A 24,838-nucleotide genomic window follows, 5' to 3' on the forward strand; every position below is an offset into this window, starting at 1 on the left:
ATGCGCGCCCGCATCCCGCCGGAAGGGCCGCTTCCACGCCTCCGCACCGCCGTGACCTGCTGGTACAGGCCAATTCCGGCCACCGGCGGAGTCGGTACGAGGGCCGGTGGGCGCCGGCGCGGGGTCGGGCAGACTGGGGGCCATGCGTGGCGAGATCGCGTCGGTGCCGGGCGACCCGGACCGCCCCAACGAGGACTGGACTTCGGCCACCCTGCCCGCCTCCGGGCGGGGCGGGACGGTGGTGCTGCTGGACGGGGTGACCCCGCCGGACGGCGGTGACGGCTGCGTGCACTCGGTGCACTGGTTCACCGCCCGGCTCGGGGGCGCGCTGACCGAACTGTCCGGTTCGCGGCCGGACCTGACGCTGGCCGAGATCCTGTCGGCGGCCATCACCCGTACGGCGGAGGCGCACCGCGACTCGTGTGACCTTTCTCACGCTCGTACGCCACAGGCAACCGTCGTGCTGGCCCGCTGGGACACCGGGGCGGTCGACTATCTGGTCCTCTCGGACTCGGTGCTGCTCCTGGAATCCCCGTCCGGCGGGGTGCGCGCGGTGCTGGACGACCGGCTGGCCCGGCTGCCGCCCGGTTCGCTGGTGAGCGCGGCGGTGGCGGACGCGACGGTACGGAACCGGGAGGGCGGCTTCTTCACGGCGGCGGCCGACCCCTCGGTGGCGGCCCGGGCGGTGACCGGCCGGGTGCCGCTCGGCGAGGTCCGGGCGCTGGCCGCGCTGACGGACGGGGCGGCCCGCTGGACCGAGGTCTTCCGGTCCGGGGACTGGGCCGCCTGTCTGGGCGTGCTGCGCGCGGAGGGGCCGCGCGGGCTGATCGCGCGGGTGCGCGAGCTGGAGCTGGACGGCCCGGCCCACGCCCTGCTGGGCCGGAGCAAGGCCCATGACGACGCGACCGCCGTCTATGTGGAGCTGCGCTGAGCCGCCCCGCCCCCCCCTCACCCCTGCGGCGACGGCCCGTTGAGCTGGTGGAGCAGCCGGGCCAGCTCCGCGACCTCGGCCCGGTCCCAGCCGGCCAGCTTCCGCATGTACCGCTCCCGCCGGGCCTCCCGCACCCGCCGGACCCGGCCGCGTCCCTCGTCGGTGAGCCGGACCAGGGAGGCCCGGCCGTCGGCGGGGTCCGGGTCGCGGGCGACGAGCCCGAGCGTCTCCAGGGCGCGCAGCTGGCGGCTCATGGTGGCCTTGCCGACACCGAAGTACCCGGCCAGCCCGGTGGCGCGCTGGCTGCCCGTCTCGTCCAGCCGGACCAGCAGCCCGTAGGCGGCCGGCTCCAGCTCGGGGTGGACCTCCCGGGCCATCTCCCCGGAGGAGGCGCGGGCGCGGCGCAGCAGCACCGCGAGCTCCCGTTCGAGGGCGAGGAACTCCTGGTCCCCGCCGCCGGCCTCGGTACCGCAACCCTGCACGTTCCGTCCCTCTCACACGCCCTTCGCTGTCCCGGCCAGTATTTCGCAGCCCGCCCCCGGTCCCGCCCACGGGCGCCCGCGCGACCGGTAGGGGGTGCGGTCGCCGCCCGGGGAGCCCGCCCGGGCGGCGCGCCGCCCACCCGGCCCCGGTCGGCCCGGGGCTTCCGCCCACCCGTACGGGGCCGGGACGCACCACCGTCCCGGCCCCCGGCCCACGGCCCTCGATCCCCGGTGTCCACCCCACCGCAGGCATCCCACTGCGCCGACCGGGGCACTCCGCCACTCCCCCGCCACTCCCGACCGGCGAAGCGCGCCGGCCCCCGGCACGCTGGCCCCGTGATCAGACCCCGAACCCCGCGCCGTCTCCTGGCGCCCGCGCTCGCCCTGCTGACCGCGCTCGCCCTCACCCCGTCCGCCACCGCCACCGCGACGGCCGCCGCCGGTGCCGGCCACCGCACCGCCGCCGACACCGACCCGCCGACCCCGTTCCGGGGCGAGGCGTACCTCGGCATGGGCGTCGCCGCCCACGACGGCACCGGCCGTCCCCCGCCCGCCCCGCGCGCCGCCCAGTCCGAGGGCGTCGACGTCTCCAGCCACCAGGGCGCCGTCGACTGGCCCGCGCTCCGCGCCTCCGGGGTGGAGTGGGCGTACGTCAAGGCCACCGAGAGCGCCTCCTACCGCAACCCCTACTTCACCCAGCAGTACGACGGCTCCTACGACCAGGGCATGATCCGGGGCGCGTACCACTTCGCCACCCCGGACACCTCATCCGGCGCCGCGCAGGCCGACTTCTTCGTGGACAACGGCGGCGGCTGGTCCCCCGACGGCCGCACCCTGCCGGGCGTGCTGGACATCGAGTGGAACCCGTACGGCGCCGCCTGCTACGGCCGCACCCCGGCCCAGCTCACCGCCTGGATCAGCGACTTCGTCACCCGCTACCGCGCCCGCACCGGCCGGGACGCGGTGATCTACACGGCCACCTCCTGGTGGCGCCAGTGCACCGGCGACCACCCGGGCTTCGGCGCCGCCCACCCCCTCTGGATCGCCCGCTACGACTCCGCCCCCGGCGACCTCCCGTCCGGCTGGCCCGCCCACACCATGTGGCAGTACACCTCCACCGGCCCCACCGTCGGCGACCACGACCGCTTCAACGGCCCCCTCGACCAGGTCCAGTCCCTCGCCGACGGCTGAGCCCGACCCGGGCGGCCGGTGCGGCCAATAGGGGCGGCGGGGTGCCCGGTGGGCCGCCCCGCCGCCCCATGTCCGTTCAGCTCGCGGTCACTTGCCCGGCCTTGAAAACCGCCCAGACCGTCTTGCCCACCGAGTGCTCGTCGATCCCGAAGTCGTCCGCGACCTCCCGGACGAGCCACAGCCCCCGGCCCGAGCAAGCGTCCGGCGTGACACGTCGCGCATGCGGGCTGCCGTCCCCGCTGTCCCGCACCTCGATGCGAACCATGCCGGTGTCCAGGGTCACCGCCACGCACATCTCCCGACCGGTGGGCACACCGTGCAAAAGGGCGTTGGTCACCAGCTCCGACACGCAGAGCCGTATGTCGTCCAGCCGGTCCGTCCGCCCCCATTCGACCAGCGCCGCGCTCACGAACTCGCGAGCCACCGGGACAGCTCGGCGTGACCGGGGAAACCGTTGCCGACGTGTCAAAGGCACAGCGAAATCACCGCCTTCCGGACTGAGACCTGCTCCGCGAAAAACATAATACCTTTCGCGAAAGGCGGCAAGGTAGCCTCGGTGCGACAGTCGGTCGCGGCGATGTTTCGCGCTGCGCTTACCGTGTAGTCGACGCATGAGCCGAAGGGCAGGAGGCCGCATGGGCAACACCGAGTGGATCAGCACCTCGACGCCGTACCTGACGCCCCCGGGGTCCGGCCGGTCCGACGCCTGGGCGGCGGATGCGGCGGCCCGGGGTGCGAAGGGGCGTCAGCGCATCGTCCATGCCGGTGAGGTGCCGGCCCCGGAACCGGTCGCCGGACTGCTCGGCCTCCCCCGGGACGAACCCGTCGTCGTCCGCAGGCGGATCATGTACCTGGACGACACTCCCTGCGAGCTGACCGACAGCTACTACCCGGTGGCGATCGCGCGCGGCACCCCGCTGGCGGGCACGGCCAGGATCCCCGGCGGCGCGGTCACCCTCATGGCGGAGCTGGGGCACCGGGGAATCAGGGCCCAGGAGGAGGTGACGGCCCGGATGCCGTCGGAGGAGGAGCGCGCGGCACTGGAGCTCGGCCCGGGGGAACCCGTGCTCCGGCTGACCCGGCTCACCCTCGCCGAGGGCGACCGCCCCGTACAGGTCGAGCTGATGACCATGTCGCCCCGCCTGCAACGGCTGCGCTACGAGACCAGGATCGGATGACCACCCCATGACGGAAGCGCACGGCACCGACCCCCGCTCGCTGCACGAGCGGATCGCCGCCGACCTCCGGGACGAGATCATGAGCGGCGACCTCGCTCCGGGCGCGGCCCTGCCGACCACCGCACAACTCACGGCGCGCTTCGAAGCGTCCAACGCCACGGTGCAGAAGGCTTTGCACCTGCTGAAGAACGAACAGTTGGTGGTCGGGCGGGCCGGAGCTGCCGTGACGGTGAGGGAGCACCGGCAGCGCACCATGCGCCCCGCCGCGTACATGGCGCCGGCGGAGCACGGCGAACCCTACCGCTGGCTCACCGAGAACCGCAGGGCTGGCACCGAGGCGGGCAGTCGGCTGCTCACGGTGGGCGAGCAGGTGCCCCCGGCCGATGTGGCGCAGTCGCTGCGTCTGGCGCCGGGAGAACGTGCGCTGCTCCGCTCGCAACTGCTGATGCTCGATGACGAACCCGCCGAGTTGGTGGCCTCGTACTACCCGCCGGCGCTCGCACGGGGCACACCGCTGTACGAGCGCCGCCGCATCCGGGGCGGTACGCCGACGCTGCTGGCCGGGTTGGGCCATCCGCCCAGGCTCAGTGTGGACCGGGTCTCCGCCCGCGTTCCCACCCAGGAGCAGTACCGGGCACTGCGGCTTCCCGGTGATCTGCCGGTGCTGCGCACCCTCCGGGTCGTCTACACCGACGATGAACGGCCCATCGAGGCCACGGTGATGGTCAAAGCGGGACATCTGTACGAAGTACAGTACGCGTTCACCGCCGAGTGAGCGGCTCCGGGCGACCGGTGCGGCCGGTGCGGCCGCGCGCCGGAGGCCCGGGTCCGGGGCGCGGGGGCGCTCCGGAGCCGGGCCTTCGGGGGTTGGAGGCGTGCGGGTCAGGCGCAGCGGCCGGCGGGGCGGGGGCGGGTGACCAGGTTGGTCCAGCCGGTCGTGCCGTCCAGCCAGACGACCTGGGTGCCGCCGGCGGCGGACGGCGAGAACTGCTCGCCGCGGTTGCAGGAGACCCGCTCCTGGCGGGAGCCGTCGGTGGTGAACTGCCAGTTCTTCGGCAGGGTCTCGTTGCGGATCGCGGTGTCCGGGAGCACCGCGTTGAGCGTGACGGCCGACTCGGAGACGGTGAGGTCGGAACCGATCAGCGCGCCCGGCTTGTTCTCCGGGCTGATGTCGTAGGGGTCGGTGCCGTCGACATCGGCGCGGCGGATGCCGGTCTGGCCGTCGTCGCCCCAGTTGTCGTCGGTGATCCAGAAGACATGGGTGGCGTTGATGCCGGTCTGGCCGACGCTGGTCGGCTCCTCCGGCTGCTCGGCGGCGGTGGCCTTGCCGGTCTTCAGGTCCAGGATCTCGATGCCGAGCCGGTACGCGCCGGTCGCGTCCGGGCCCAGCTTGGCGTAGGCGATGCGGCCGTGGCCGATCGAGGGCAGGGCGGAGAGGACGTCGTCGGCGCCGCCGTCCGCGTAGACCGGGGTCGGGTCACCGGCCTTCAGATAGACCACATGGCGGCTGAAGACCTCGTTGAGCTCGAAGACGGTGACGCCGTTCTCCACCCGCAGCCCGGAGATGTCACCGGTGGAGGTGGAGTAGAGCTTCTTGATCGGGCCGCCGGCGAGCGGGCGGGAGAGGACGTCGAGCCCGGTCGGCCCGTACGCCGCCCACACCACGGTCTTGCCGTCGGTGGCCGGGTAGACGTGGTAGCGGCCGTCGTTGGGGCTCAGCAGCTTGGGCGCGCCCTTGCCGTCGACCCGGCCGGCCCACACCGAGTACGGCTCCGAGCCGTCGTCGTTGGAGCGCGAGGTGGCCCACCAGCCGCCGCCCGCCTGCACCCCGGTACCGGCGATGTTGACCTTGCCGAGCAGCAGGTCGGAGTCGACGCCGAGGGCGTCCTCCCAGTCGGAGACGATGCCGTGCGCGTTGAACGAGCGCTTGACGACGTTGAGTTGCCGGGCCGTGACCCCCAGGTCCTTGGCGGCGGCGACGACCGCGTTCCGGCCGTCGGTGAAGCCGTCCAGCGGGGTCAGGTACTCGCTGAGCGCCTTGTAGGCGATCCTGTCCGCGAGGGCCGGGTCCAGGTCCTGGCGGATGTCCCAGAGGGCGCCCGCGAAGATGGTGGAGTTGAGGTGCACCCCGCCGTTGTCGGTGCCGAAGGCCACGCCCAGGAAGTTCTTGGCGGTGGTGGCGCCGTCGTTGAGGTCGCGGAAGGCGCAGTCGCGCGGCTTGGCGGTACGGCAGAGGTCCTCGCCGATCAGCCCGGCGTCCGGGTCGGTCATCGGCGTGCCGGAGGTCTCGACGTCGATGGCGTTGCCGAAGTAGTCCGCGATCGCCTCGTTGAGGGCGCCCGACTGGCCCGCGTAGACCAGGTTGGCGGTGTTCTCGACCACGCCGTGGGTCATCTCGTGGCCCACCACGTCCAGGTCGGCCGAGAGCGGCTTGAACTCGTCGTCGCCGGTGCCGTACACCATCTTGGTGCCGTCCCAGAAGGCGTTGACGAACGGGCCGCCGAAGTCGGTGACGCCGACCAGGGAGTTGATCGAGGAGCCGCGTCCGTCCAGGCCGTTGCGGGCGTGCTTGGTGGCGTAGTAGTCGAAGACCTTGCCGGCCGCCCAGTGCGCGTCCACCGCACCGGACTCGGTGGCAGGGCTGCCGAACTCCGGGGCGGGCGAGGTGAATTCCTTCAGCCCCTCGGGCCAGACGCCGGAGACGTCCGAGACGTCCTTGCCGCGCGCGTCCCAGGTGCTCAGCAGGTTTTTGGTGGTGGCGGCGAGCCGGGCCCGGTCGACCAGGGCGTAACCGCTGTCCGTCGTGCTGACGTTCAGCTCCACCTTGCGGCCGTCGAGCCGGGTGCCGCTGCCTGCGGCGTGCTGTCCGGCCGCCGGGTCCTCGGCCGCTCCGGCGGCCCCGGTGCGCGCGGCCGTGGCGGCGGCGCTCGCCGCCTTCGGCGCGGCGATCGTCTTGATGGCGCTGTACTGGAGCACCGGGTAGCCGGCCCGGGCGTCGATGTAGACCTGCTGGAGCACCGGTTCGCCGGTGACCGGGTGGGCGCCGCGCACGGTGACCTGGTAGGTCAGCACGCCCTCGCCCAGCGGGATCACCACCAGGCCGCCGGCCGTACCGGTGAGCGGCGCGGCGGACCGGTCCTCGCGCACGGTCTGCCGGGCGTCCTTGGCGAGCCGGTGGCCGCCGAGCCGGGTGAGGGTGGCGGCGACCGCCCGGCGCACCGCCACGTCCTTGGCGACGGTCGGGGTGGTCCCGGTGGTGAGGCCGGTGAAGTACTTGCCTGAGGTGCCGGTGACGACCCGCTCGGCGCCGGTGTGCTCCATGCGGACGACGTACTGGCCGCCCAGCACCGGCACCCCGTGGTGCTTCTGCTGGAGCCGTACGGTCTCGTCGGCGCCCCGCCGCAGCGTCTGGAGAGGGACGAGATCGCGCCGCGGCTCGTCGATCTTGTAGCGGCTCTCCTTGGCGGCGAGGTGGTCGCGCGCCGCGTCGGCCGGGGCCGCCTTGGCGTCCACCGGCTCCCGCAGGCCGTCGACCAGGGCGGGGGTCTCGGTCTCCGCGCCCGGGATGACATCGGACGGCGTGGTGGTGGCCGGCGGTGCCGCCTGCGGGGTCGCCGCGATGGCCGGAACCGCCGTGATCAGGAGTCCCGCCGCGGCCAGCAGGGCCGCGCCCGCCGCCCCCGTCCTGCCGCCGGGTATTCCTGAAGGTGTGCTGGGTCTGCGCACTGTTGGTACCCCTCCCACGTGCTCATCAGCCGGTCAGGTGGTCATGGCCATGCAAGCGGTGGGGCTTCATGTCGGCAATGAGACAAGCGCGTTGAGAAGTGGGCACGCACACTTGTGTGTCCGGTGAAGGCACGGTGAGAATCCCACGCATGATCCAGGGGGAACTGACCACTCTCGGCCTGGGCCGGACCGAAGAGCGTGCCTACCGGGCGCTGCTGAGCGAACAGGCGGACGGGGCGGCGGAGCTGGCGCGCCAGCTCGGCCTGGAGCGGACGCGGCTGGACGCGGCGCTCGGCCGGCTGGTGGAGCACGGCTTCGCCCACCCGGCCGATCCGTACGACGCCGAGGCGCTGCCCCGTCCGGCCGCGCCCGCCGCCGCCATCCGGACGCTGATCCACCGGCGTCAGGAGGAACTGCACCTGCGCTCAGCCGAGTTGGAGCGGTTACGGCGGACCGCCGAGCGGCTGGAACCCCGGACCGTGCCGGCCGGCGGCGTGGAGACGGTGACCGGCCGGCCGGCCATCGCCGAGCGGGCCGACCGGCTGCTGGCGGGCGCGGAACGGGAGGTGCTGGTCCTGGACCGGCCGCCCTATGTCCGGGCGGGCATCGGCTGTACGGAGCCGGGCGGCCGGGCCCCGGACTGGGCGGCGCTGCTCGACCGGGGCGTCACGGTGCGGGTGGTGCTGGACCGGGCGGGCCTCGGGCTGCCCGGCCGGGCCGCCGCGCTCGCCGCCCTGGCCGCCCGGGGGCTGCGGGTCCGGGTGGCGACGGGGGTGCCGACCAAGCTGATCGCCGTGGACCGCCGGGTCACCCTGCTCCCGCCGAGCGACGCCGCCGACCCGCGCGCCGCCGCCCTGGTGGTGGGCGACGCCCTGCTGCGCAACGCCCTGGTGCCGCTCTTCGAGGCGGTCTGGGAACGCGCCGACCCGCTGGCCGAGCGGCGCGAGGAGGGCGGCGAGCAGCGGGAGTTGCTGGCGCTGCTGGCGTCGGGCCTGAAGGACGAGGCGATCGCCCGCCGGCTGGGCGTCCATGTGCACACCGCCCGCCGCCGGATCAGCCGCCTCCTGGAGGTCCTGGACGCCCGCACCCGCTTCCAGGCCGGCGCCCGCGCCCGGCAACGCGGCTGGCTGGACTGAGCCGGACGGGGCAGGACCGGGCGGGGCAGGACAGGGCTGGGCTGGGCTGGACTGGGCTGGGCTGGGCTGGACCAGTCGGCCGGGCGACCGGGCGGGCTCGGCCACCCCATCCGGCGGTGGGCCGCCGGGACCCGGATCACGACCGACGGGGCCCGGACCGGCGGACCGCCACGACCCGGCAGCCGGCGACCGGCAGCCGGGATCCGGCGCACGGCCGACGGGGTGCGCACGCCCGGGCGTGCGCACCCCGTTCACCCCTCCGTGCCGCTCGCCGGTCGCGGCTCAGGCGGCGGCCGGGACCGGTACCTCCGCCGGGGCCAGGGCCAGTTCCAAGACCTGTCGGACATCGGTGACCGGGTGGACCTCCAGCGCGTCGAGGATCTCGGCCGGGACGTCGTCCAGATCGGCCTCGTTGCGCTTGGGGATGACCACCGTGGTGATCCCCGCCCGGTGTGCCGCCAGCAGCTTCTGCTTGACGCCGCCGATCGGCAGCACCCGGCCGGTCAGCGAGACCTCGCCGGTCATCGCCACATCCGTACGCACCAGCCGGCCGGAGAGCAGCGAGGCGAGGGCGGTCGTCATGGTGACGCCCGCGCTCGGGCCGTCCTTGGGCACCGCGCCGGCCGGGAAGTGGATGTGCACGCCCCGGTCCTTCAACCCGGTGACCGGCAGCTCCAGTTCGGCGCCGTGCGAGCGGAGGAAGCTCAGCGCGATCCGCGCCGACTCCTTCATCACGTCCCCGAGCTGACCGGTGAGGGTCAGTCCCGCGCCGCCGGTCTCCGGATCGGCCAGCGACGCCTCGACGAAGAGCACGTCGCCGCCGGCCCCGGTGACCGCGAGTCCGGTCGCCACACCCGGTACGGCGGTGCGCCGCTCGGCCGGGTCCTGGGCCGACTCCGGCACATGGTGCGGCCGTCCGACGAGGCCCCGCAGATCCGTGTCGGTCACGGTGAACGGCAGCTTCCGCTCGCCCAGTTCGCTCTGCGCGGCCACCTTGCGGAGCAGCCGGGCGACCGCCCGCTCCAGGTTCCGTACGCCCGCCTCCCGGGTGTACTCGCCGGCCAGCTTGCGCAGCGCGCTCTCCGCGAGGGTGACCTCGCCCGCCGCGAGACCGGCCCGGTCGAGCTGCCGGGGCAGCAGGTGGTCCCGGGCGATGACGACCTTCTCGTCCTCGGTGTAGCCGTCGAGCCGGACCAGCTCCATCCGGTCCAGCAGCGCCTCGGGGATGGCCTCCAGGACGTTGGCGGTGGCCAGGAACACCACGTCGCTCAGGTCGAGTTCGACCTCCAGGTAGTGGTCCCGGAAGGTGTGGTTCTGCGCCGGGTCCAGCACCTCCAGCAGGGCGGCGGCCGGGTCGCCCCGGAAGTCGGAGCCGACCTTGTCGATCTCGTCCAGCAGCACCACCGGGTTCATGGACCCGGCCTCCTTGACCGCCCGGACGATCCGGCCTGGCAGGGCGCCGACATAGGTGCGCCGGTGGCCCCGGATCTCGGCCTCGTCCCGTACGCCGCCGAGCGCCACCCGGACGAACTTCCGGCCCATCGCGTGCGCCACCGACTCGCCGAGCGAGGTCTTGCCCACGCCGGGCGGCCCCACCAGCGCGAGCACCGCGCCGCCGCGACGGCCACCGACGACGCCCAGGCCCCGGTCCGAGCGGCGCTTGCGGACCGCCAGGTACTCGATGATCCGGTCCTTCACGTCGTCCAGGCCCGCGTGTTCGGCGTCCAGCACCGCCCGGGCGCCCCGGATGTCGTAGGCGTCCTCGGTGCGCTCGCTCCACGGCAGTTCCAGCACCGTGTCGAGCCAGGTCCGGATCCAGGAGCCCTCGGGCGACTGGTCGGAGGACCGCTCCAGCTTGTCGACCTCCTTGAGCGCGGCCTCCCGCACCTTCTCCGGCAGGTCGGCGGCCTCCACCCGGGTCCGGTAGTCGTCCGACTCGTCCCCGGCCGAGTCGCCGTCGAGCTCGCGCAGTTCCTTGCGTACGGCCTCCAGCTGGCGCCGCAGCAGGAATTCGCGCTGCTGCTTGTCGACGCCCTCCTGGACGTCCTTGGCGATGGACTCGGCCACGTCCTGCTCGGCGAGATGCTCGCGCAGCTGCTCGGTGGCGAGCCGCAGCCGGACGACCGGGTCCTCGGTCTCCAGCAGGGCGATCTTCTGCGCGGGCGTCAGGAACGGCGAGTAGCCGGCGTTGTCCGCGAGCGCGGAGACCCCGTCGATCTGCTGGACGCGGTCCACCACCTGCCAGGCACCGCGCTTCTTCAGCCAGCTGGTGGCGAGGGCCTTGTACTCCTTGACGAGCTCCGCCACCGCGCCCGGCAGCGGCTCGGGCACCGTCTCCGGGACGCTGGTGCCCTCCACCCACAGGGCGGCCCCGGGCCCGGTCGTACCGGCGCCGATGCGCACCCGGCCGCGACCCCGGATCAGCGCCCCGGGGTCGCCGTCGGAAAGCCGGCCGACCTGCTCGACGGTGCCGAGCACCCCGGTCCCGGCGTACGTCCCGTCGACCCGCGGCACCAGCAGCACCCGCGGCTTGTCCCCGGGCGCCCCGGACGACCCGACGGCGGCTTGCGCGGCCTCCACCGCGGCCCGCACCTCGGCGTCGGACAGGTCGAGCGGCACCACCATCCCGGGCAGCACGACCTCGTCGTCGAGCGGCAGCACGGGCAGGGTGAGGGCGGCGTTGTTCGCCGTGGACTCAGCAGCCATGATCTCCCCTTCGGCAGTCAAGTTGAGTTGCCTTGACTCAATGACTCAGTGCTGGACTCAATGCACGGGGAGGACGAGGTGTTCCCGGAACGCCGTTCGCTCTGAGCGATCTCCACCCGGCCGCCCGGCTGCCCGACCGCCCAGGCGTCCCCCCGCTCGGCTGTCCGACTGCCCGGCCGTCAGTTCAGAACCCGGGCGCCCCTGTCGCCATTCCGGCGCTCGGCGCCGAGTGCGGAGACGGGGCAGGAGCGGGCGCGGCCACCGCCCCGGCCGGGCTCAGCGGAGGTGCGCCGGGGTGACCCGGGCGGCCGCGCGGCGGACCAGCGGCCAGCAGGCCACGCCGAAGGCCAGGGCCAGCGGGTGGCCCCAGTTGGTGAGCGGGTCGTCCAGCACCAGCAGATCCTGGACCAGCATCAGGGAGACGCACCCCAGCACCGCGCCCCGTACCAGCGGGGTGAGCAGCCCGGCCAGCGCCCCGGTACTGGCCAGCAGGCCGAAGCTGATGCCGTAGTCGAGCCGGTGCAGGGACGTGCCCGGCAGATGGCCGGCGAGCACCGAGAAGGCGACCGGGATCTCGGTGGCCAGCGTCGCCACCACGTGCCCGAGCAGAAAGACGGCGGCCGTCCGCCAGCCGCCGATCCGCCGCTCCAGCGCGGTCAGGACGAAGAGGAAGCCGACGGCGTACGGCGAGAACAGCCCGCCCGCCACCCACAGCGCGCTGGCCACCAGCACCAGCAGGGGCGTACGGGAGAGGTGGACGACATCGGTGCTGGAGGCGCGCAGCACCGCCGAGACCGTGTCGGGGTCGCCGTACTCGGTGTAGAGCGAGGTGGCGAGCAGCAGCAGCGCGTAGCCGAAGGTGAACGGCGTACCGGTGGGCGAGGGCAGCCGCCGGAGCACGGCGCGCACCGGGCCGGCGCACCGGGCGGGGGCGGCGACGGCCGGGAACTCCACCACCGGCAGCGGGACGCCGTCGGCGGGAGCCCCCTCGGCCACGGCCACGGCGGCCGGTGTTCCGCCCACCGGGGACACGGAGCCACCGACCGCGGGCGGCACCGGCAGCGGCACGGAACCACCGACCGCGGGCGGCACCGGCAGCGGGGCCGACACCGGCACCGGCACGGCGCCCCGGCCCGTAGCCGCGGCCACCGGCACCGCGGGCGGGGGCGCGGGCAGCGGTCCGGCGGGCCGGGGGGCGAGCGCCACCGTCCCGTCACCGGCCGGTACGGCGCCCGGCGGCACCGCGGCGGCCTCCCCGGCCGCCGTCCCGGTTCCGGCTGTTGCGAGCTGGTGGTGCACCCTGCGGCCTTTCGTCCCGCCCCCGGGCAACCCCGGTCGACGCGGCCTCAGCCAACGCGATCGGTGAAGCCGCCGTCCATGACCCGGGTCACATCCCCGCCCGGGCGCCCCGTGAACCGCGAGGCCGAAACGGGTTTGTGGCCGCCCCGGTCCGGCGACAGGATGGACCACCGCCCGTATCGCGGCGGCTCCGTAACAACCTCGCACCAGCTCCGCAGCAGGAGGTCACCGCCATGTCCCTCCCCGCCCCCGGCGACCTCCCCGCCGCCGGCCACCACGACGAGACCGGCGCACCGGATCCGGCCGGCCCCGGATACGGGAGCGAGCCCGGGATCCCCGGAGGTCCCGGGTCCCCCGGACCCGATGTCACGGCCGGCGCCCCGGCGCCCGTGGTGCTCGACCGGCGCGAGGGGCCGTACGGGGAGGTCGTCCTGCGGCGGCGGACGGAGCCGGACGGCACGGCGGTGTACGAGATCATCGCCAACGGCACCTTTCTGATGGATACCTCCGACGGCCGCTCCGAGCGGCTGCTGATCGACGCCGCCCGGCGGGAGCTGGGCGAGGGCGTGGTCGGGGCGTCGGTGCTGATCGGCGGGCTGGGCGCGGGCTTCTCGCTCGCCCACGCCGCCGCCGACGCCTGCTGGGCCCGGATCGCGGTGGTGGAGCGGGAGCAGGCGGTCATCGACTGGCACCGCGAGGGGCCGCTGGCCTCGGTCTCCGGGGCGGCGCTGGCCGATCCCCGGACGGTGCTGCTGCACGCCGGGCTGGTCGAGTACCTGGAGACCTCCCCCGACACCTATGACGCGCTCTGCCTGGACATCGACAACGGCCCCGGCTGGACCGTCACCGAGGAGAACGCCGGCCTCTACGCGCCCGCCGGGCTGGCGGCCTGCGCGGCCCGGCTGAACCCGGGCGGGGTGCTCGCGGTCTGGTCCGCGCGGCCGTCCGCCGATTTCGAAGAGTCCTTGCGAAATGCCGGATTCCACGGGGTAAGGACGGAAGAGATCCCGGTTGCCCGGGGCGTACCGGACGTGGTCCACCTCGCCGTTCGCCCTGCGTAGCCGGGACGCCGTCGCTGCCCTTACGCTGCTGACCGGACGTACGGATCTACACGCGGTTCGCGCGCGGCGCGACAGGGGCGGGGCGATGGAGCAGACACACACCACCACCACCGGCACCACGGTCACGCCGGGTGCGCAGCGCCGGGTGCTGGTCATCGAGGACGACACCACGATCCTGGAGGCCATCTCCGCCCGGCTGCGGGCCGAGGGATTCCTGGTGCAGACGGCGGCCGACGGTCCCGCCGCGGTCGACGCGGCCGAGGCGTGGCAACCGGATCTGATGGTGCTCGACGTGATGCTGCCGGGCTTCGACGGCCTGGAGGTGTGCCGCCGGGTGCAGGCCCAGCGGCCGGTGCCGGTGCTGATGCTCACCGCCCGGGACGACGAGACCGACATGCTGGTCGGGCTCGGGGTCGGCGCGGACGACTACATGACCAAGCCGTTCTCCATGCGTGAGCTGGCCGCCCGGGTGCATGTCCTGCTGCGCCGGGTGGAGCGGGCGGCGCTCGCCGCGGTGACCCCGCGCAGCGGCATCCTCCGGCTGGGCGAGCTGGAGGTGGACCACGCCCAGCGCCGGGTCCGGGTCTCCGGTGACGACGTGCACCTGACGCCGACCGAGTTCGATCTGCTGGTCTGTCTGGCCAACACCCCGCGCGCGGTGCTCTCCCGGGAGCAGCTGCTGGCCGAGGTCTGGGACTGGGCGGACGCCTCCGGCACCCGGACGGTGGACAGCCACATCAAGGCGCTGCGCCGGAAGATCGGCGCCGAGCGGATCCGTACCGTGCACGGCGTCGGGTACGCCCTGGAGACCCCGGCCCCATGAGCGGGCGGGCGGCGGACCGCGCCGGGGAACGGGGTGCGGCCGGCCGGACGGGTGAGCCGCCGGAGCCGTACGACTTGGGGTCCCGTGGTCTCCGCGAGGATCCCCGGCAGGGCCTCGGGCACAGTCCGGGCGAAGGCAGCGGGACGGATTCCGTCCCGGGCGGCGGGAACGACCTCCCGGAGGATCCGCGCAAGGGCCGGTGGACACCTCTCCGCAAGGATCTCCCGAAGCCGCGGAAGGGCCCCCGGCGGGATCTCCGGAAGGAGCGGCAGAAGGAGCCGCGGAGGGGCCCCCGGCCGGACCTCCGGAAGCGGGGCCGCCGGAAGCGGACGGTGACGATCTCGGTCAAGACCAAGCTCGGCACCCTGGTGGTGGTCTCGGTCTTCATCACCACCGGGCTGCTGCTGGTCGCGCTGCGCACCGAGACCGAGCTGCGGTTCATCACCGTCTTCTCGGTGATCGCCACCCTGCTGATCACCCAGTTCGTGGCGCACGGCCTGACCGCGCCGCTGGACGAGATGAACACCGTCGCCAAGGGCATATCGCACGGCGACTACACCCGCCGGGTGCGCGGCGCCGACCGCCGGGACGAGCTGGGCGACCTGGCCTCCACCATCAACCGGATGGCGGACGACCTGGAGTCGGTGGACCGGCACCGCAAGGAGCTGGTCGCCAATGTCTCGCACGAGTTGCGCACGCCGATCGCCGCGCTGCGGGCGGTGCTGGAGAACGTGGTGGACGGGGTGTCGGCGGCCGACCCGGAGACCATGCGCACCGCGCTCAAGCAGACCGAGCGGTTGGGCGACCTGGTGGAGACGCTGCTCGACCTCTCCCGCCTCGACAACGGTGTCGTCACCCTGCGCGCCCGCCGGTTCGAGGTGTGGCCCTATCTCTCCGGGGTCCTCAAGGAGGCCAACCTCGCCGCCGCCCAGCGCGACCTGGGCTCGGGCTCGGGCCATCACACCCGCAAGGACGTCCACCTCCATCTGGACGTGCACCCGCCCGAGCTGACCGCGCACGCGGACGCCGAGCGGCTCCACCAGGTGGTCGCCAACCTCATCGACAACGCGGTGAAGCACTCGCCGCCGCGCGGCCGGGTGACCGTACGGGCCCGGCGCGGCGCCGCGCCGGAGTCCCTGACCCTGGAGGTCCTGGACGAGGGCCCGGGCATCCCGGAGGCGGAGCGGCACAAGGTCTTCGAGCGGTTCAACCGGGGCAACGCGCCGGCCGGGGCGGGCCCGGGCAGCGACGGCGGCACCGGTCTGGGGCTGGCGATCGCGCGCTGGGCGGTCGATCTGCACGGCGGGCGCATCGGGGTGGCCGAGTCCACCCGTGGTTGCCGGATCCAGGTCACTCTTCCGGGCGTACCGCGACAGCGCGGTTGACGTAAGGTTCGAACCCGGGACGCCCCGGACCGGGCGCCCGGGCGCCCCGGCACGAAACCGTCCCGCAACGGGCCCGGACCGAACCGGTCCCGAACCCGACCGGTCGCGGAAGCGACACCGCCGGTCGGCGGCGGTCGGCGCGACGGCCTCGCTTACCCGCTCAGGGCGGAACCACGCTTGTTTCCCGCCAAAAAACCCGCCGAAACCCCGCTTCTCATGTGATGTACGCGACGAAGGGACGCCCGGCCTGCACCTCCACGGTCAGGAGGCGTAGCCTTTATTTCCGCTGTCCATCACCTTGTGAAGCGGAAGAGGGCGGTTACCGCCGTGTCGTCTCAGTCCCCCAGTAACGCGAGCACTTCGACCGACCAAGACGGGCAGGGCCAGAACCCTGCCGCCGCCTTCGGTGCCAATGAGTGGCTCGTCGACGAGATCTACCAGCAGTACCTCCAGGACCCGAATTCGGTCGACCGTGCCTGGTGGGACTTCTTCGCCGACTACAAGCCGGGGGCCTCCGCGTCGTCCGGCGACAAGCCGGGGGCGTCCGCGTCCTCCGGCGCGGCGGACAAGCCCGCGGGTGAGGGCGCCGCGGCGGCGGGGGCCGCAGACGCCCCGCAGGGGGCCGGCGCCCCGGCCCAGCAGCCGGCGGCTCCCGCCCCGGCCGCCGCCCAGGCGAAGCCCGCGCAGGCCGAGCCGGCCGCCGCACAGCCGAAGGCGGCCCCGGCCAAGCCCGCCGCGCAGGCACCGGCGCAGCCGAAGGCCGCCGCCCCGGCGAAGCCCGCCCAGTCCGCCGCGCCCGCGAAGCCCGCGAAGAGCGAGAGCGCCGGCGCCGCCGAAGGCCCCGAGTTCGTGACGCTGCGCGGCCCGGCCGGCGCGGTCGCCAAGAACATGAACGCCTCGCTGGAGCTGCCGACCGCCACCTCGGTGCGCGCGGTCCCGGTCAAGCTGCTCTTCGACAACCGCATCGTCATCAACAACCATCTGAAGCGCGCCCGGGGCGGGAAGATCTCCTTCACCCACCTCATCGGGTACGCGATGGTGCAGGCCATCAAGGCCATGCCGTCGATGAACTGGTCGTTCGCGGAGAAGGACGGCAAGCCGACCCTGGTGAAGCCGGCGCACGTCAACTTCGGCCTCGCCATCGACCTGGTGAAGCCGAACGGCGACCGCCAGCTGGTCGTGGCCGGCATCAAGAAGGCCGAGACGCTCAACTTCTTCGAGTTCTGGCAGGCGTACGAGGACATCGTCCGCCGCGCCCGCGTCGGCAAGCTGACGATGGACGACTTCTCCGGCGTCACCGTCTCGCTGACCAACCCCGGCGGCCTGGGCACCGTCCACTCCGTGCCGCGTCTGATGCCCGGTCAGTCGGTCATCATGGGTGTCGGCTCGATGGACTACCCGGCCGAGTTCCAGGGCACCTCCCAGGACACCCTGAACAAGCTGGGCATCTCCAAGGTGATGACCCTCACCTCCACCTACGACCACCGGGTCATCCAGGGCGCCGCCTCGGGCGAGTTCCTCCGGATCGTCGCCAACCTGCTGCTCGGCGAGAACGACTTCTACGACGAGATCTTCGAGGCGCTGCGGATCCCCTACGAGCCGGTCCGCTGGTTCAAGGACATCGACGCCTCGCACGACGACGACGTCACCAAGGCCGCCCGGGTCTTCGAGCTCATCCACTCCTACCGGGTCCGGGGCCATGTCATGGCCGACACCGACCCGCTGGAGTACCGCCAGCGCAAGCACCCCGACCTGGACATCACCGAGCACGGCCTCACCCTGTGGGACCTGGAGCGGGAGTTCGCGGTCGGCGGCTTCGGCGGCAAGTCCATGATGAAGCTGCGCGACATCCTGGGCGTGCTGCGCGACTCGTACTGCCGCACCACCGGCATCGAGTTCATGCACATCCAGGATCCCAAGCAGCGCAAGTGGATCCAGGACCGCGTCGAGCGCGCGCACTCCAAGCCGGAGCGCGAGGAGCAGCTGCGGATCCTGCGCCGGCTCAACGCGGCCGAGGCGTTCGAGACCTTCCTCCAGACCAAGTACGTGGGCCAGAAGCGGTTCTCGCTGGAGGGCGGCGAGTCCGTCATCCCGCTGCTGGACGCGGTCATCGACTCCGCCGCCGAGTCCCGGCTGGACGAGGTCGTCGTGGGCATGGCCCACCGCGGCCGGCTCAATGTGCTGGCGAACATCGTCGGCAAGTCGTACGCCCAGATCTTCCGCGAGTTCGAGGGCAACCTCGACCCGAAGTCGATGCACGGCTCCGGCGACGTGAAGTACCACCTCGGCGCCGAGGGCACCTTCACCGGCCTGGACGGCGAGCAGATCAAGGTCTCGCTGGTCGCCAACCCCTCGCACCTGGAGGCGGTCGACCCGGTCCTGGAGGGTGTCGTCCGCGCCAAGCAGGACGTCATCAACAAGGGCGGCACCGACTTCACCGTGCTCCCCGTCGCCCTGCACGGCGACGCGGCCTTCGCGGGCCAGGGCGTGGTGGCCGAGACCCTCAACATGTCGCAGCTGCGCGGCTACCGCACCGGCGGCACGGTCCACATCGTCATCAACAACCAGGTCGGCTTCACCGCCGCCCCGGAGTCCTCGCGCTCCTCGATGTACGCCACCGACGTGGCCCGCATGATCGAGGCGCCGATCTTCCATGTGAACGGCGACGACCCGGAGGCCGTGGTCCGCGTCGCGCGGCTCGCCTTCGAGTTCCGCCAGACGTTCAACAAGGACGTCGTGATCGACCTCATCTGCTACCGCCGCCGCGGTCACAACGAGGGCGACAACCCGCAGTTCACCAACCCGCAGATGTACAACCTGATCGACAAGAAGCGCTCGGTGCGCAAGCTGTACACCGAGTCGCTGATCGGCCGGGGCGACATCACCGTGGAGGAGGCGGAGCAGGCGCTCCAGGACTTCCAGGGCCAGCTGGAGAAGGTGTTCGCGGAGGTCCGCGAGGCCGTCAGCAACCCGGCCCCGGCCCATTCCCCGGAGGCGCAGGCCGAGTTCCCGGTCTCCGTGACCACCGCGGTCTCCCAGGAGGTCGTGAAGCGGATCGCGGAGTCGCAGGTCACCGTCCCGGACCGGGTCAAGGTGCACCCGCGCCTGATGCCGCAGCTCCAGCGCCGCGCCGCCTCGGTGGACGACGGCACCATCGACTGGGGCATGGGCGAGACCCTGGCCATCGGCTCGCTGCTGATGGAGGGCACCCCGGTCCGGCTCGCCGGCCAGGACACCCGCCGCGGCACCTTCGGCCAGCGCCACGCGGTGCTGGTGGACCAGGAGACCGGCGAGGACTACACCCCGCTGCTGTACCTCGCGGACGAGCAGGCCCGGTACAACGTCTACGACTCGCTGCTCAGCGAGTACGCGGCGATGGGCTTCGAGTACGGCTACTCGCTGGCCCGCCCGGACGCGCTGGTCATGTGGGAGGCGCAGTTCGGCGACTTCGTCAACGGCGCCCAGACCGTGGTGGACGAGTTCATCTCCTCCGCCGAGCAGAAGTGGTCGCAGACCTCCGGCGTCACCCTGCTGCTGCCGCACGGCTACGAGGGCCAGGGCCCGGACCACTCCTCGGCCCGCCCGGAGCGCTTCCTCCAGCTCTGCGCACAGAACAACATGACGGTCGCCATGCCGACCCTGCCGTCGAACTACTTCCACCTCCTGCGGTGGCAGGTGCACAACCCGCACCACAAGCCGCTGGTCGTCTTCACCCCGAAGTCGATGCTGCGCCTGAAGGCCGCCGCGTCCAAGGCGGAGGAGTTCACCACCGGCGGCTTCCGCCCGGTGATCGGTGACGACTCGGTCGCCGCGGAGTCGGTGCGCAAGGTCGTCTTCTGCGCGGGCAAGGTCTACTACGACCTGGACGCCGAGCGGCAGAAGCGCGGGATCACGGACACCGCGATCATCCGGGTGGAGCGGCTCTACCCGCTGCCGGGCGCGGAGCTCCAGGCCGAGATCTCCAAGTACCCGAACGCCGAGAAGTACCTGTGGGCCCAGGAGGAGCCGGCGAACCAGGGTGCCTGGCCGTTCATCGCGCTCAACCTGATCGACCACCTCGACCTGGCGGTCGGCGCCGACGTGCCGCACGGCGAGCGCCTGCGCCGGATCTCCCGGCCGCACGGCTCGTCCCCGGCGGTCGGCTCGGCCAAGCGCCACCAGGCGGAGCAGCAGCAGCTGGTCAACGAGGTCTTCGACGCCTGAGTCGTGTCTCGTCTCACGTCTGAGCCGTACGCCCTCGGGCGGACCTCACCGGGCCCGGGCCCGCGCACCTTCCGCGCGGCGCCCGGGCCCGGGCGTTTTTCCCGGGCCAGGCCCGGGAGGCCGGGGGGTCCCGGGGGCCCAGGCAGCGGGAGCCGGGGCCGGTCCCGGGAGCCCGGGGGGCAGAGGCCGGCAGCCCCGGGAGCAGGCGCCGGGAGGCCGGAGAGCGGGAGCCGGAAGCCCGGGGAGCAGGGGCCGGGAGGCCGGAGAGCGGGAGCCGGAAGCCCGGGCAGCAGGGGCCGGGAGCCCCGGGAGCAGGCGCCGGGAAGCGGGTGCGCGGGGCCGCATATCCTGGCCGGTGAGCATCCCGTCCCCTTTCTGGAGCGACCCGTGTACTTCACCGACCGTGGCATCGAGGAGCTGGAGAAGCGGCGCGGCGAGGAGGAGGTCACCTTCGAGTGGCTCGCCGAGCAGCTGCGCACCTTCGTCGACCTCAACCCCGACTTCGAGGTCCCCGTCGAGCGGCTGGCCACCTGGCTGGCCCGGCTGGACGACGAGGACGACGAGGACGAGTGACCGTACGGCCGGGGGTGGCCGGAGGCGGCCGTACGACCGGGTGACCGGGCGGCCCGCGCGGGGCGCCCACGGGTGACGGGTGGCTGTCGCGACATGTCTCGTGCGGCATGTCCCCTCCGGTGCGTCTCGTCCGGTGTGCCTCGTCCGGGGCGGGAGCCGGGACCAGGTAGACCTCCCGCCATCCACGACATATCGTGTTCCGTGTCAGACGCGATATGTCGCGCCCTGCCCCGGGGAGGCCCCATGCCCGAATGGACCGTCGGCGCGTCCGCGCGTCCCGAGACCCCCGAGATCCTCGTCCTCGACGAACCCGTCTCGGCGCTCAAGGTGCGCCTGGTCAACGGCACGGTGAATGTGGTGGGCACCGACGAGCCCGGCCCCGCGCGGGTGGAGGTGTCCGGGGTGGCCGGTGATCCCGTGGTGATCACCCACCGGGGCCCGGAGCTGACCGTGGGCTATCCCGATCTGTCCTGGAAGAGCATTCTCGGCCGGCTCGTCCGCAAGGACTGGAACCGCAGCGCCGTCGTCTCGCTCACCGTTCCGGCCGGTGCGAGCGTGGAGCTGGGCGTGGTCGGCGCCGGGGCGGTGGTCTCCGGCATCCGGGGCCGCACCGAGGTGCGCGGGGTCAGCGGGGACACCGCCCTGGTCGCGGTCTCCGGACCGGTGCGCGCCGAGACGGTCTCCGGCAGCGTCGAGGCCCAGGCGGTCACCGGGGAGCTGGGCTTCCAGTCGGTCTCGGGCGACCTGACCCTCGTCGGGGCCGCCGGCCCCTCGATCCGCGCCGACACGGTGAACGGCGCGCTGACGGTGGACCTGGCCCCGGTGGCCACCCCCGCCGATGTCCGGCTGGCCACGGTGTCGGGCGCGATCGCGGTACGGCTGCCGCACCCGGTGGACGCCCGGGTGGAGGCGAGCACCACCACCGGGGCCGTCTCCAACGACTTCGAGCAGCTGCGGACGGACGGGCAGTGGAGCGGCCGGCGGATCACCGGCACGCTCGGCACGGGCGCCGGCACCCTCCGGGCGAGCACCGTCTCGGGCGCCCTCGCGCTGCTGCGGCGACCGGCGGACAGCGACAGCGACAGCGACAGCGACAGCGACAGCGACAGCGACACGGACTACCCGGACGGCCGGGCCGGGGAAACCGCCTCCCCCGAGGGAAAGGTGCTCTGACATGCCTCCCGTCTTCGCCCACGGCCGGCTCCGGCTCTATCTGCTGAAGCTGCTGGACGAGTCCCCGCGCCACGGCTACGAGGTGATCCGCCTCCTGGAGGAGCGCTTCCACGGCCTGTACGCGCCCTCGGCCGGCACCGTCTATCCCCGGCTGGCCAAACTGGAGGCCGAGGGCCTGGTCACCCACACCACCGAGGGCGGCCGCAAGATCTACTCGCTCACCGACGCCGGACGCGCCGAACTGGCCGGGCGCGGCGGCGAACTGACCGATCTGGAGCGGGAGATCCGGGACTCGGTCGCGGAACTGGCGGCCGAGATCCGGGAGGACGTACGCGGCGCCGCCGGCCGGCTCCGCAGCGAGATGCGGGCCGCCGCCGACCGGGCCAGGACCGCCGGGGACGGCCCGGGCGAGTCGGCCTGGCAGCGGGCCGGCCGGGAGTGGAAGGAGCAGGCGCGGCGGGCCGAGGACGAGTCCCGCCGGGCCCGCGAGGAGGCCCGCTCGGCGCGCCACCAGGCGAAGGAGGCCCAGGAGCGGGCCCAGCGCGAACTCCAGCGCCTCGCCCAGCAGGTGCAGGACCGCGTCTCGGCGGGCGACTGGCCGGCCGCCCTCTCCGACCTCACCGGCCGCCTCACCGACCTGCTGGGCGCCACACCGGCCCCCACGCAGCCCCCGTACGACGCCGAGCCGCCGAGCCCCGGAAAGCCGTCCGCCGACACGGAGCCCCCGTACGGCGAACGACCGCCCGCCGACACCGAGCCCTCGGCTCCCGGAACGGCGACTCCCGCGCCCGGTCCGGCCCCGGCCACCAAGACGGCAGCTCCGACGGAGGCCCCGGCCCCCGGCGCCCCCGCCCCGGAGGACCCGGCCCGGGAGCTGGAGCGGCTGCTCGACCGCTTCCGGGACGAGGTCCGCGACGCCGCCCGCGACCACGGGGTCACCCCCGCCCAACTGGCCGAGACCCGCCGCCACCTGGCCACCACGGCCGCCACCGTCACGGGGCTGCTGCGGAGCGGCCTCCGGTGACCGGCCCCGGCCGCGCTCTGGTGGCCCGGATCTCCTCCGGCCCGACGGGGCCTCCGAAGTCGAAGGTGTCCTCGTCCTCGATGAAGGCTTCGTCCCACACCCGGGTGGCGAGCGCCAGGCGATGAACGGCCTCCCGGACGAGCTCCGCCTCCGGGAGACCCCGGCGAATCGCCGCCGCCCTGATCAGCTCAAGGTCGGCCTGGTCCACGTACACATCGATGCGCCTGAGCCCCATACCCGGATGGTACGGGCGGCGTACCGTCCGGAGATCCCGTTCCGGGCGGTCCTGGGCTGCGGCGTGGGCGCCCGTGCCCGGCTCCGCTCGTCAGCGCCGTGGCTGTGCGGGAGCCCTGCGGCCGGGAGAGATCCGCAGGGACAGCGACCCGTCGCCCCGGATCGACCGCGACCCGCACCTCCGCCCCCGGCACGGCCCATATCCGCACCCGGGCCGCCGCGCCCGGTGCCGTCACCGTCGTACGGGGCCAGGCCCGGCCGCTCACCGTCACCCGCCATCCCCGCGGGCCCGGCGGCAGGGAGAGCACAGTGGGGCCACCGCGCCCGGCCAGATAACGGAACCCGCCCGGTCCCCGGGCGAGCAGCCGCCCCGCGACCGCCTCCGGGTACGGCGCCGCCGTCAGGTCCTTGTTGACGCGGAGCCTCCCCCGCTCGTCCAGGGCGCAGTAGCCGCCGCCGTAGCACCAGACGTACCCCGCCCAGCCGGAGGCGTAGCGGTCCAGCGAGGCCAGCGCGTCCCGGTAGAACCGGCCGGTGTTCGGCTGCGCGTTGTTGAGCGGGCCCCACTCCCCGACCACCACCGGCACCCGGTGCGCCGCCGGGTAGACCGTGACGGCCGCCTCGTACGCCTCGATCCAGCCGGCCGCCGGGTCGTAGTCGGCGCCCGCCTCCATCGCGGTGTTGTAGAAGTGCGGCGCGTACACCAGTCTCGGGTCCCGGATCCGCCCCAGACCGGTCGGTACGCCCTCCCCCACGACCGGCGTCGGCTCCACGAAGAGCCAGGAGTCCCGGTCCACCACCCGCACCGCCCCGGCCAACCGCCGGTACATCGGCGTCAGTTGCTCGCGCTCGATCCGCCGGGCGGCGTCCGGTGTCCCTTCCCCCGGCCGGAGTTCGCCCATCGGCTCATTGATCAGGTCGTAGCCGAACACCGCCGGGTGCTTCCCGAACCGGGCGGCGAGCAGCCGCCACATCGCGGCCTGGGCGCGCCGCAGATCGGCGTCCTCGTAGAGATGGGTGAACGCCCGCTGCACGGCGGGCTCGAAGTACTCCGCGAACCAGTCGTCCGGGTGGCGGGTGAAGGGCAGCCCGTCGGTACGGGTGGCCCACTCCGGGATGCCCCGGTGGCCGAACGCCGGTCCGTAGACGTCCTGGTGGGCGTCGATGACCACCCGTATCCGGTGCCGTGCGGCCCAGTCCAGCACCCGCTCGATCTTCCGCAGATACCCGGCGCTGTAGCGGCCCGGCCGAGGCTCCAGGTCGTCCCAGAAGACCAGCAGCCGGGCGAAGCCGAAACCGTACGCCCGCAGATCGCGGAAGTGCCGCTCGGTGATGGCGGAGAGCGCCGCCTCGCCCCGGTGCGTCTTGTCCTCCACGTTCCAGCCGCGCAGGGTCAGTTCGCGCCCCCGCTCGTCGATGAGCGGCGGAATTCCCGGCCGCCCGGGCGCGACAGGGGCGGACGGCGCGGCAGCGGGCGCGACGGCGGCGGACGCGGCGACGGGCGCCACACCGGCGGCGGGCGCCACACCGGCGGCGGGCGCGGTGACCGCCCCCGCCCTCGGCGCCGGCGCGGGAGGGGGAGCCGACGGCGTGAGCAGCAGAGACAGCAAGGGCAGCAGCGGCAGCAGGCAGAGCACCAGCGGGGCGGGCAGGGCCGTACCCCTGGGGCATCTCCGGGAGGACGTCATGCCCGGAGATACCACCAGCAGCCCC

Annotated in this window: 19 protein-coding genes; 12 read left to right on the forward strand and 7 right to left on the reverse strand. The window is 73.8% G+C overall.

The features are described from left to right. The first annotated feature begins 142 nt into the window (after positions 1-142). Positions 143-931 carry a hypothetical protein gene (locus tag NX801_RS01130; protein WP_258784821.1) on the forward strand — a complete coding sequence of 263 codons (789 nt, stop codon included), beginning with the start codon at positions 143-145 and terminating at the stop codon, positions 929-931. A gap of 17 nt (positions 932-948) precedes the next feature. On the opposite strand, the gene NX801_RS01135 is transcribed toward NX801_RS01130, so the two are convergent. Further along, on the reverse strand, positions 949-1,413 hold the full coding sequence (locus NX801_RS01135) for a MarR family winged helix-turn-helix transcriptional regulator (RefSeq protein ID WP_258784822.1): 465 nt from the start codon (positions 1,411-1,413) through the stop codon (positions 949-951). A gap of 336 nt (positions 1,414-1,749) precedes the next feature. On the opposite strand from NX801_RS01135, the gene NX801_RS01140 reads away from it, so the two are divergent. Beyond that, complete coding sequence (locus tag NX801_RS01140) at positions 1,750-2,604, forward strand: lysozyme (protein ID WP_258784823.1); 855 nt, start codon at positions 1,750-1,752, stop codon at positions 2,602-2,604. A 76-nt stretch (positions 2,605-2,680) separates the two neighbouring features. On the opposite strand, the gene NX801_RS01145 is transcribed toward NX801_RS01140, so the two are convergent. Beyond that, the gene (locus NX801_RS01145; RefSeq protein ID WP_258784824.1) at positions 2,681-3,079 is read right to left on the reverse strand and encodes an ATP-binding protein; all 399 of its coding nucleotides are present in this window, start codon (positions 3,077-3,079) and stop codon (positions 2,681-2,683) included. Positions 3,080-3,239: 160 nt separating this feature from the next. Between NX801_RS01145 and NX801_RS01150 the strand changes: the two genes are divergently transcribed. Continuing rightward, positions 3,240-3,782 carry a GntR family transcriptional regulator gene (locus NX801_RS01150; RefSeq protein ID WP_258784825.1) on the forward strand — a complete coding sequence of 181 codons (543 nt, stop codon included), beginning with the start codon at positions 3,240-3,242 and terminating at the stop codon, positions 3,780-3,782. Between the two features lie 7 nt (positions 3,783-3,789). Beyond that, positions 3,790-4,557 carry a GntR family transcriptional regulator gene (locus NX801_RS01155; protein ID WP_258784826.1) on the forward strand — a complete coding sequence of 256 codons (768 nt, stop codon included), beginning with the start codon at positions 3,790-3,792 and terminating at the stop codon, positions 4,555-4,557. A gap of 107 nt (positions 4,558-4,664) precedes the next feature. Here NX801_RS01155 and NX801_RS01160 read toward each other — a convergent pair whose 3' ends face one another. Beyond that, complete coding sequence (locus NX801_RS01160) at positions 4,665-7,508, reverse strand: M4 family metallopeptidase (protein ID WP_258784827.1); 2,844 nt, start codon at positions 7,506-7,508, stop codon at positions 4,665-4,667. Between the two features lie 149 nt (positions 7,509-7,657). Here NX801_RS01160 and NX801_RS01165 point away from each other — a divergent pair, with 149 nt between their 5' ends. Continuing rightward, positions 7,658-8,644 carry a helix-turn-helix transcriptional regulator gene (locus tag NX801_RS01165; protein ID WP_258784828.1) on the forward strand — a complete coding sequence of 329 codons (987 nt, stop codon included), beginning with the start codon at positions 7,658-7,660 and terminating at the stop codon, positions 8,642-8,644. A 282-nt stretch (positions 8,645-8,926) separates the two neighbouring features. On the opposite strand, the gene lon is transcribed toward NX801_RS01165, so the two are convergent. Then, positions 8,927-11,350 (reverse strand): endopeptidase La, encoded by a 2,424-nt coding sequence (lon, locus tag NX801_RS01170; RefSeq protein ID WP_258784829.1) that lies wholly within the window; start codon positions 11,348-11,350, stop codon positions 8,927-8,929. A gap of 276 nt (positions 11,351-11,626) precedes the next feature. Next, positions 11,627-12,649 (reverse strand): rhomboid-like protein, encoded by a 1,023-nt coding sequence (locus NX801_RS01175; RefSeq protein WP_309505756.1) that lies wholly within the window; start codon positions 12,647-12,649, stop codon positions 11,627-11,629. 233 nt (positions 12,650-12,882) lie between these two features. On the opposite strand from NX801_RS01175, the gene NX801_RS01180 reads away from it, so the two are divergent. From NX801_RS01180 to NX801_RS01210, 7 genes are all read left to right on the forward strand, one after another. Next, the gene (locus NX801_RS01180; protein WP_258784830.1) at positions 12,883-13,710 is read left to right on the forward strand and encodes a spermidine synthase family protein; all 828 of its coding nucleotides are present in this window, start codon (positions 12,883-12,885) and stop codon (positions 13,708-13,710) included. Positions 13,711-13,795: 85 nt separating this feature from the next. Beyond that, entirely contained in the window at positions 13,796-14,533 is a 738-nt protein-coding gene (locus tag NX801_RS01185; RefSeq protein WP_258784831.1) for a response regulator transcription factor, read from the forward strand. Between the two features lie 332 nt (positions 14,534-14,865). Further along, positions 14,866-15,918: a HAMP domain-containing sensor histidine kinase gene (locus NX801_RS01190; RefSeq protein WP_258784832.1), complete on the forward strand. Its 1,053-nt coding sequence runs from the start codon at positions 14,866-14,868 to the stop codon at positions 15,916-15,918. A 327-nt stretch (positions 15,919-16,245) separates the two neighbouring features. Further along, positions 16,246-20,121 carry a multifunctional oxoglutarate decarboxylase/oxoglutarate dehydrogenase thiamine pyrophosphate-binding subunit/dihydrolipoyllysine-residue succinyltransferase subunit gene (locus NX801_RS01195; protein ID WP_258784833.1) on the forward strand — a complete coding sequence of 1,292 codons (3,876 nt, stop codon included), beginning with the start codon at positions 16,246-16,248 and terminating at the stop codon, positions 20,119-20,121. Positions 20,122-20,508: 387 nt separating this feature from the next. Then, the gene (locus tag NX801_RS01200) at positions 20,509-20,694 is read left to right on the forward strand and encodes a DUF6104 family protein (RefSeq protein WP_010061466.1); all 186 of its coding nucleotides are present in this window, start codon (positions 20,509-20,511) and stop codon (positions 20,692-20,694) included. 243 nt (positions 20,695-20,937) lie between these two features. After that, positions 20,938-21,867, forward strand: coding sequence for a DUF4097 family beta strand repeat-containing protein (locus NX801_RS01205; RefSeq protein WP_258784834.1), 930 nt, complete (start codon positions 20,938-20,940; stop codon positions 21,865-21,867). Between the two features lies 1 nt (position 21,868). Beyond that, a complete protein-coding gene (locus NX801_RS01210) occupies positions 21,869-22,891 on the forward strand; it encodes a PadR family transcriptional regulator (protein ID WP_258784835.1) in 1,023 nt (340 codons plus the stop codon). Here NX801_RS01210 and NX801_RS01215 read toward each other — a convergent pair. Beyond that, the gene (locus NX801_RS01215) at positions 22,860-23,126 is read right to left on the reverse strand and encodes a ribbon-helix-helix protein, CopG family (RefSeq protein ID WP_258784836.1); all 267 of its coding nucleotides are present in this window, start codon (positions 23,124-23,126) and stop codon (positions 22,860-22,862) included. The two genes, NX801_RS01210 and NX801_RS01215, sit on opposite strands and share 32 nt — an antisense overlap. Next, positions 23,080-24,813: a glycoside hydrolase family 5 protein gene (locus NX801_RS01220; RefSeq protein WP_258784837.1), complete on the reverse strand. Its 1,734-nt coding sequence runs from the start codon at positions 24,811-24,813 to the stop codon at positions 23,080-23,082. Before NX801_RS01220 ends, NX801_RS01215 begins: the two co-directional genes overlap by 47 nt. Positions 24,814-24,838: the final 25 nt, after the last annotated feature.

Origin of the sequence: Streptomyces pyxinae (assembly GCF_024756275.1) — a bacterium.
Lineage (GTDB): Bacteria > Actinomycetota > Actinomycetes > Streptomycetales > Streptomycetaceae > Streptomyces > Streptomyces pyxinae.

What these genes read in the sequence shown, in the direction of transcription:
- NX801_RS01210 (WP_258784835.1), top strand. Translation starts at nt 21,869, where the DNA reads ATGCCTCCCGTCTTCGCCCACGGCCGGCTCCGGCTCTATCTGCTGAAG.
- NX801_RS01185 (WP_258784831.1), top strand. Translation starts at nt 13,796, where the DNA reads ATGGAGCAGACACACACCACCACCACCGGCACCACGGTCACGCCGGGT.
- NX801_RS01165 (WP_258784828.1), top strand. Translation starts at nt 7,658, where the DNA reads ATGATCCAGGGGGAACTGACCACTCTCGGCCTGGGCCGGACCGAAGAG.
- NX801_RS01180 (WP_258784830.1), top strand. Translation starts at nt 12,883, where the DNA reads ATGTCCCTCCCCGCCCCCGGCGACCTCCCCGCCGCCGGCCACCACGAC.
- NX801_RS01205 (WP_258784834.1), top strand. Translation starts at nt 20,938, where the DNA reads ATGCCCGAATGGACCGTCGGCGCGTCCGCGCGTCCCGAGACCCCCGAG.
- NX801_RS01150 (WP_258784825.1), top strand. Translation starts at nt 3,240, where the DNA reads ATGGGCAACACCGAGTGGATCAGCACCTCGACGCCGTACCTGACGCCC.
- NX801_RS01130 (WP_258784821.1), top strand. Translation starts at nt 143, where the DNA reads ATGCGTGGCGAGATCGCGTCGGTGCCGGGCGACCCGGACCGCCCCAAC.
- lon (WP_258784829.1), bottom strand. Translation starts at nt 11,350, where the DNA reads ATGGCTGCTGAGTCCACGGCGAACAACGCCGCCCTCACCCTGCCCGTG.
- NX801_RS01155 (WP_258784826.1), top strand. Translation starts at nt 3,790, where the DNA reads ATGACGGAAGCGCACGGCACCGACCCCCGCTCGCTGCACGAGCGGATC.
- NX801_RS01215 (WP_258784836.1), bottom strand. Translation starts at nt 23,126, where the DNA reads ATGGGGCTCAGGCGCATCGATGTGTACGTGGACCAGGCCGACCTTGAG.
- NX801_RS01220 (WP_258784837.1), bottom strand. Translation starts at nt 24,813, where the DNA reads ATGACGTCCTCCCGGAGATGCCCCAGGGGTACGGCCCTGCCCGCCCCG.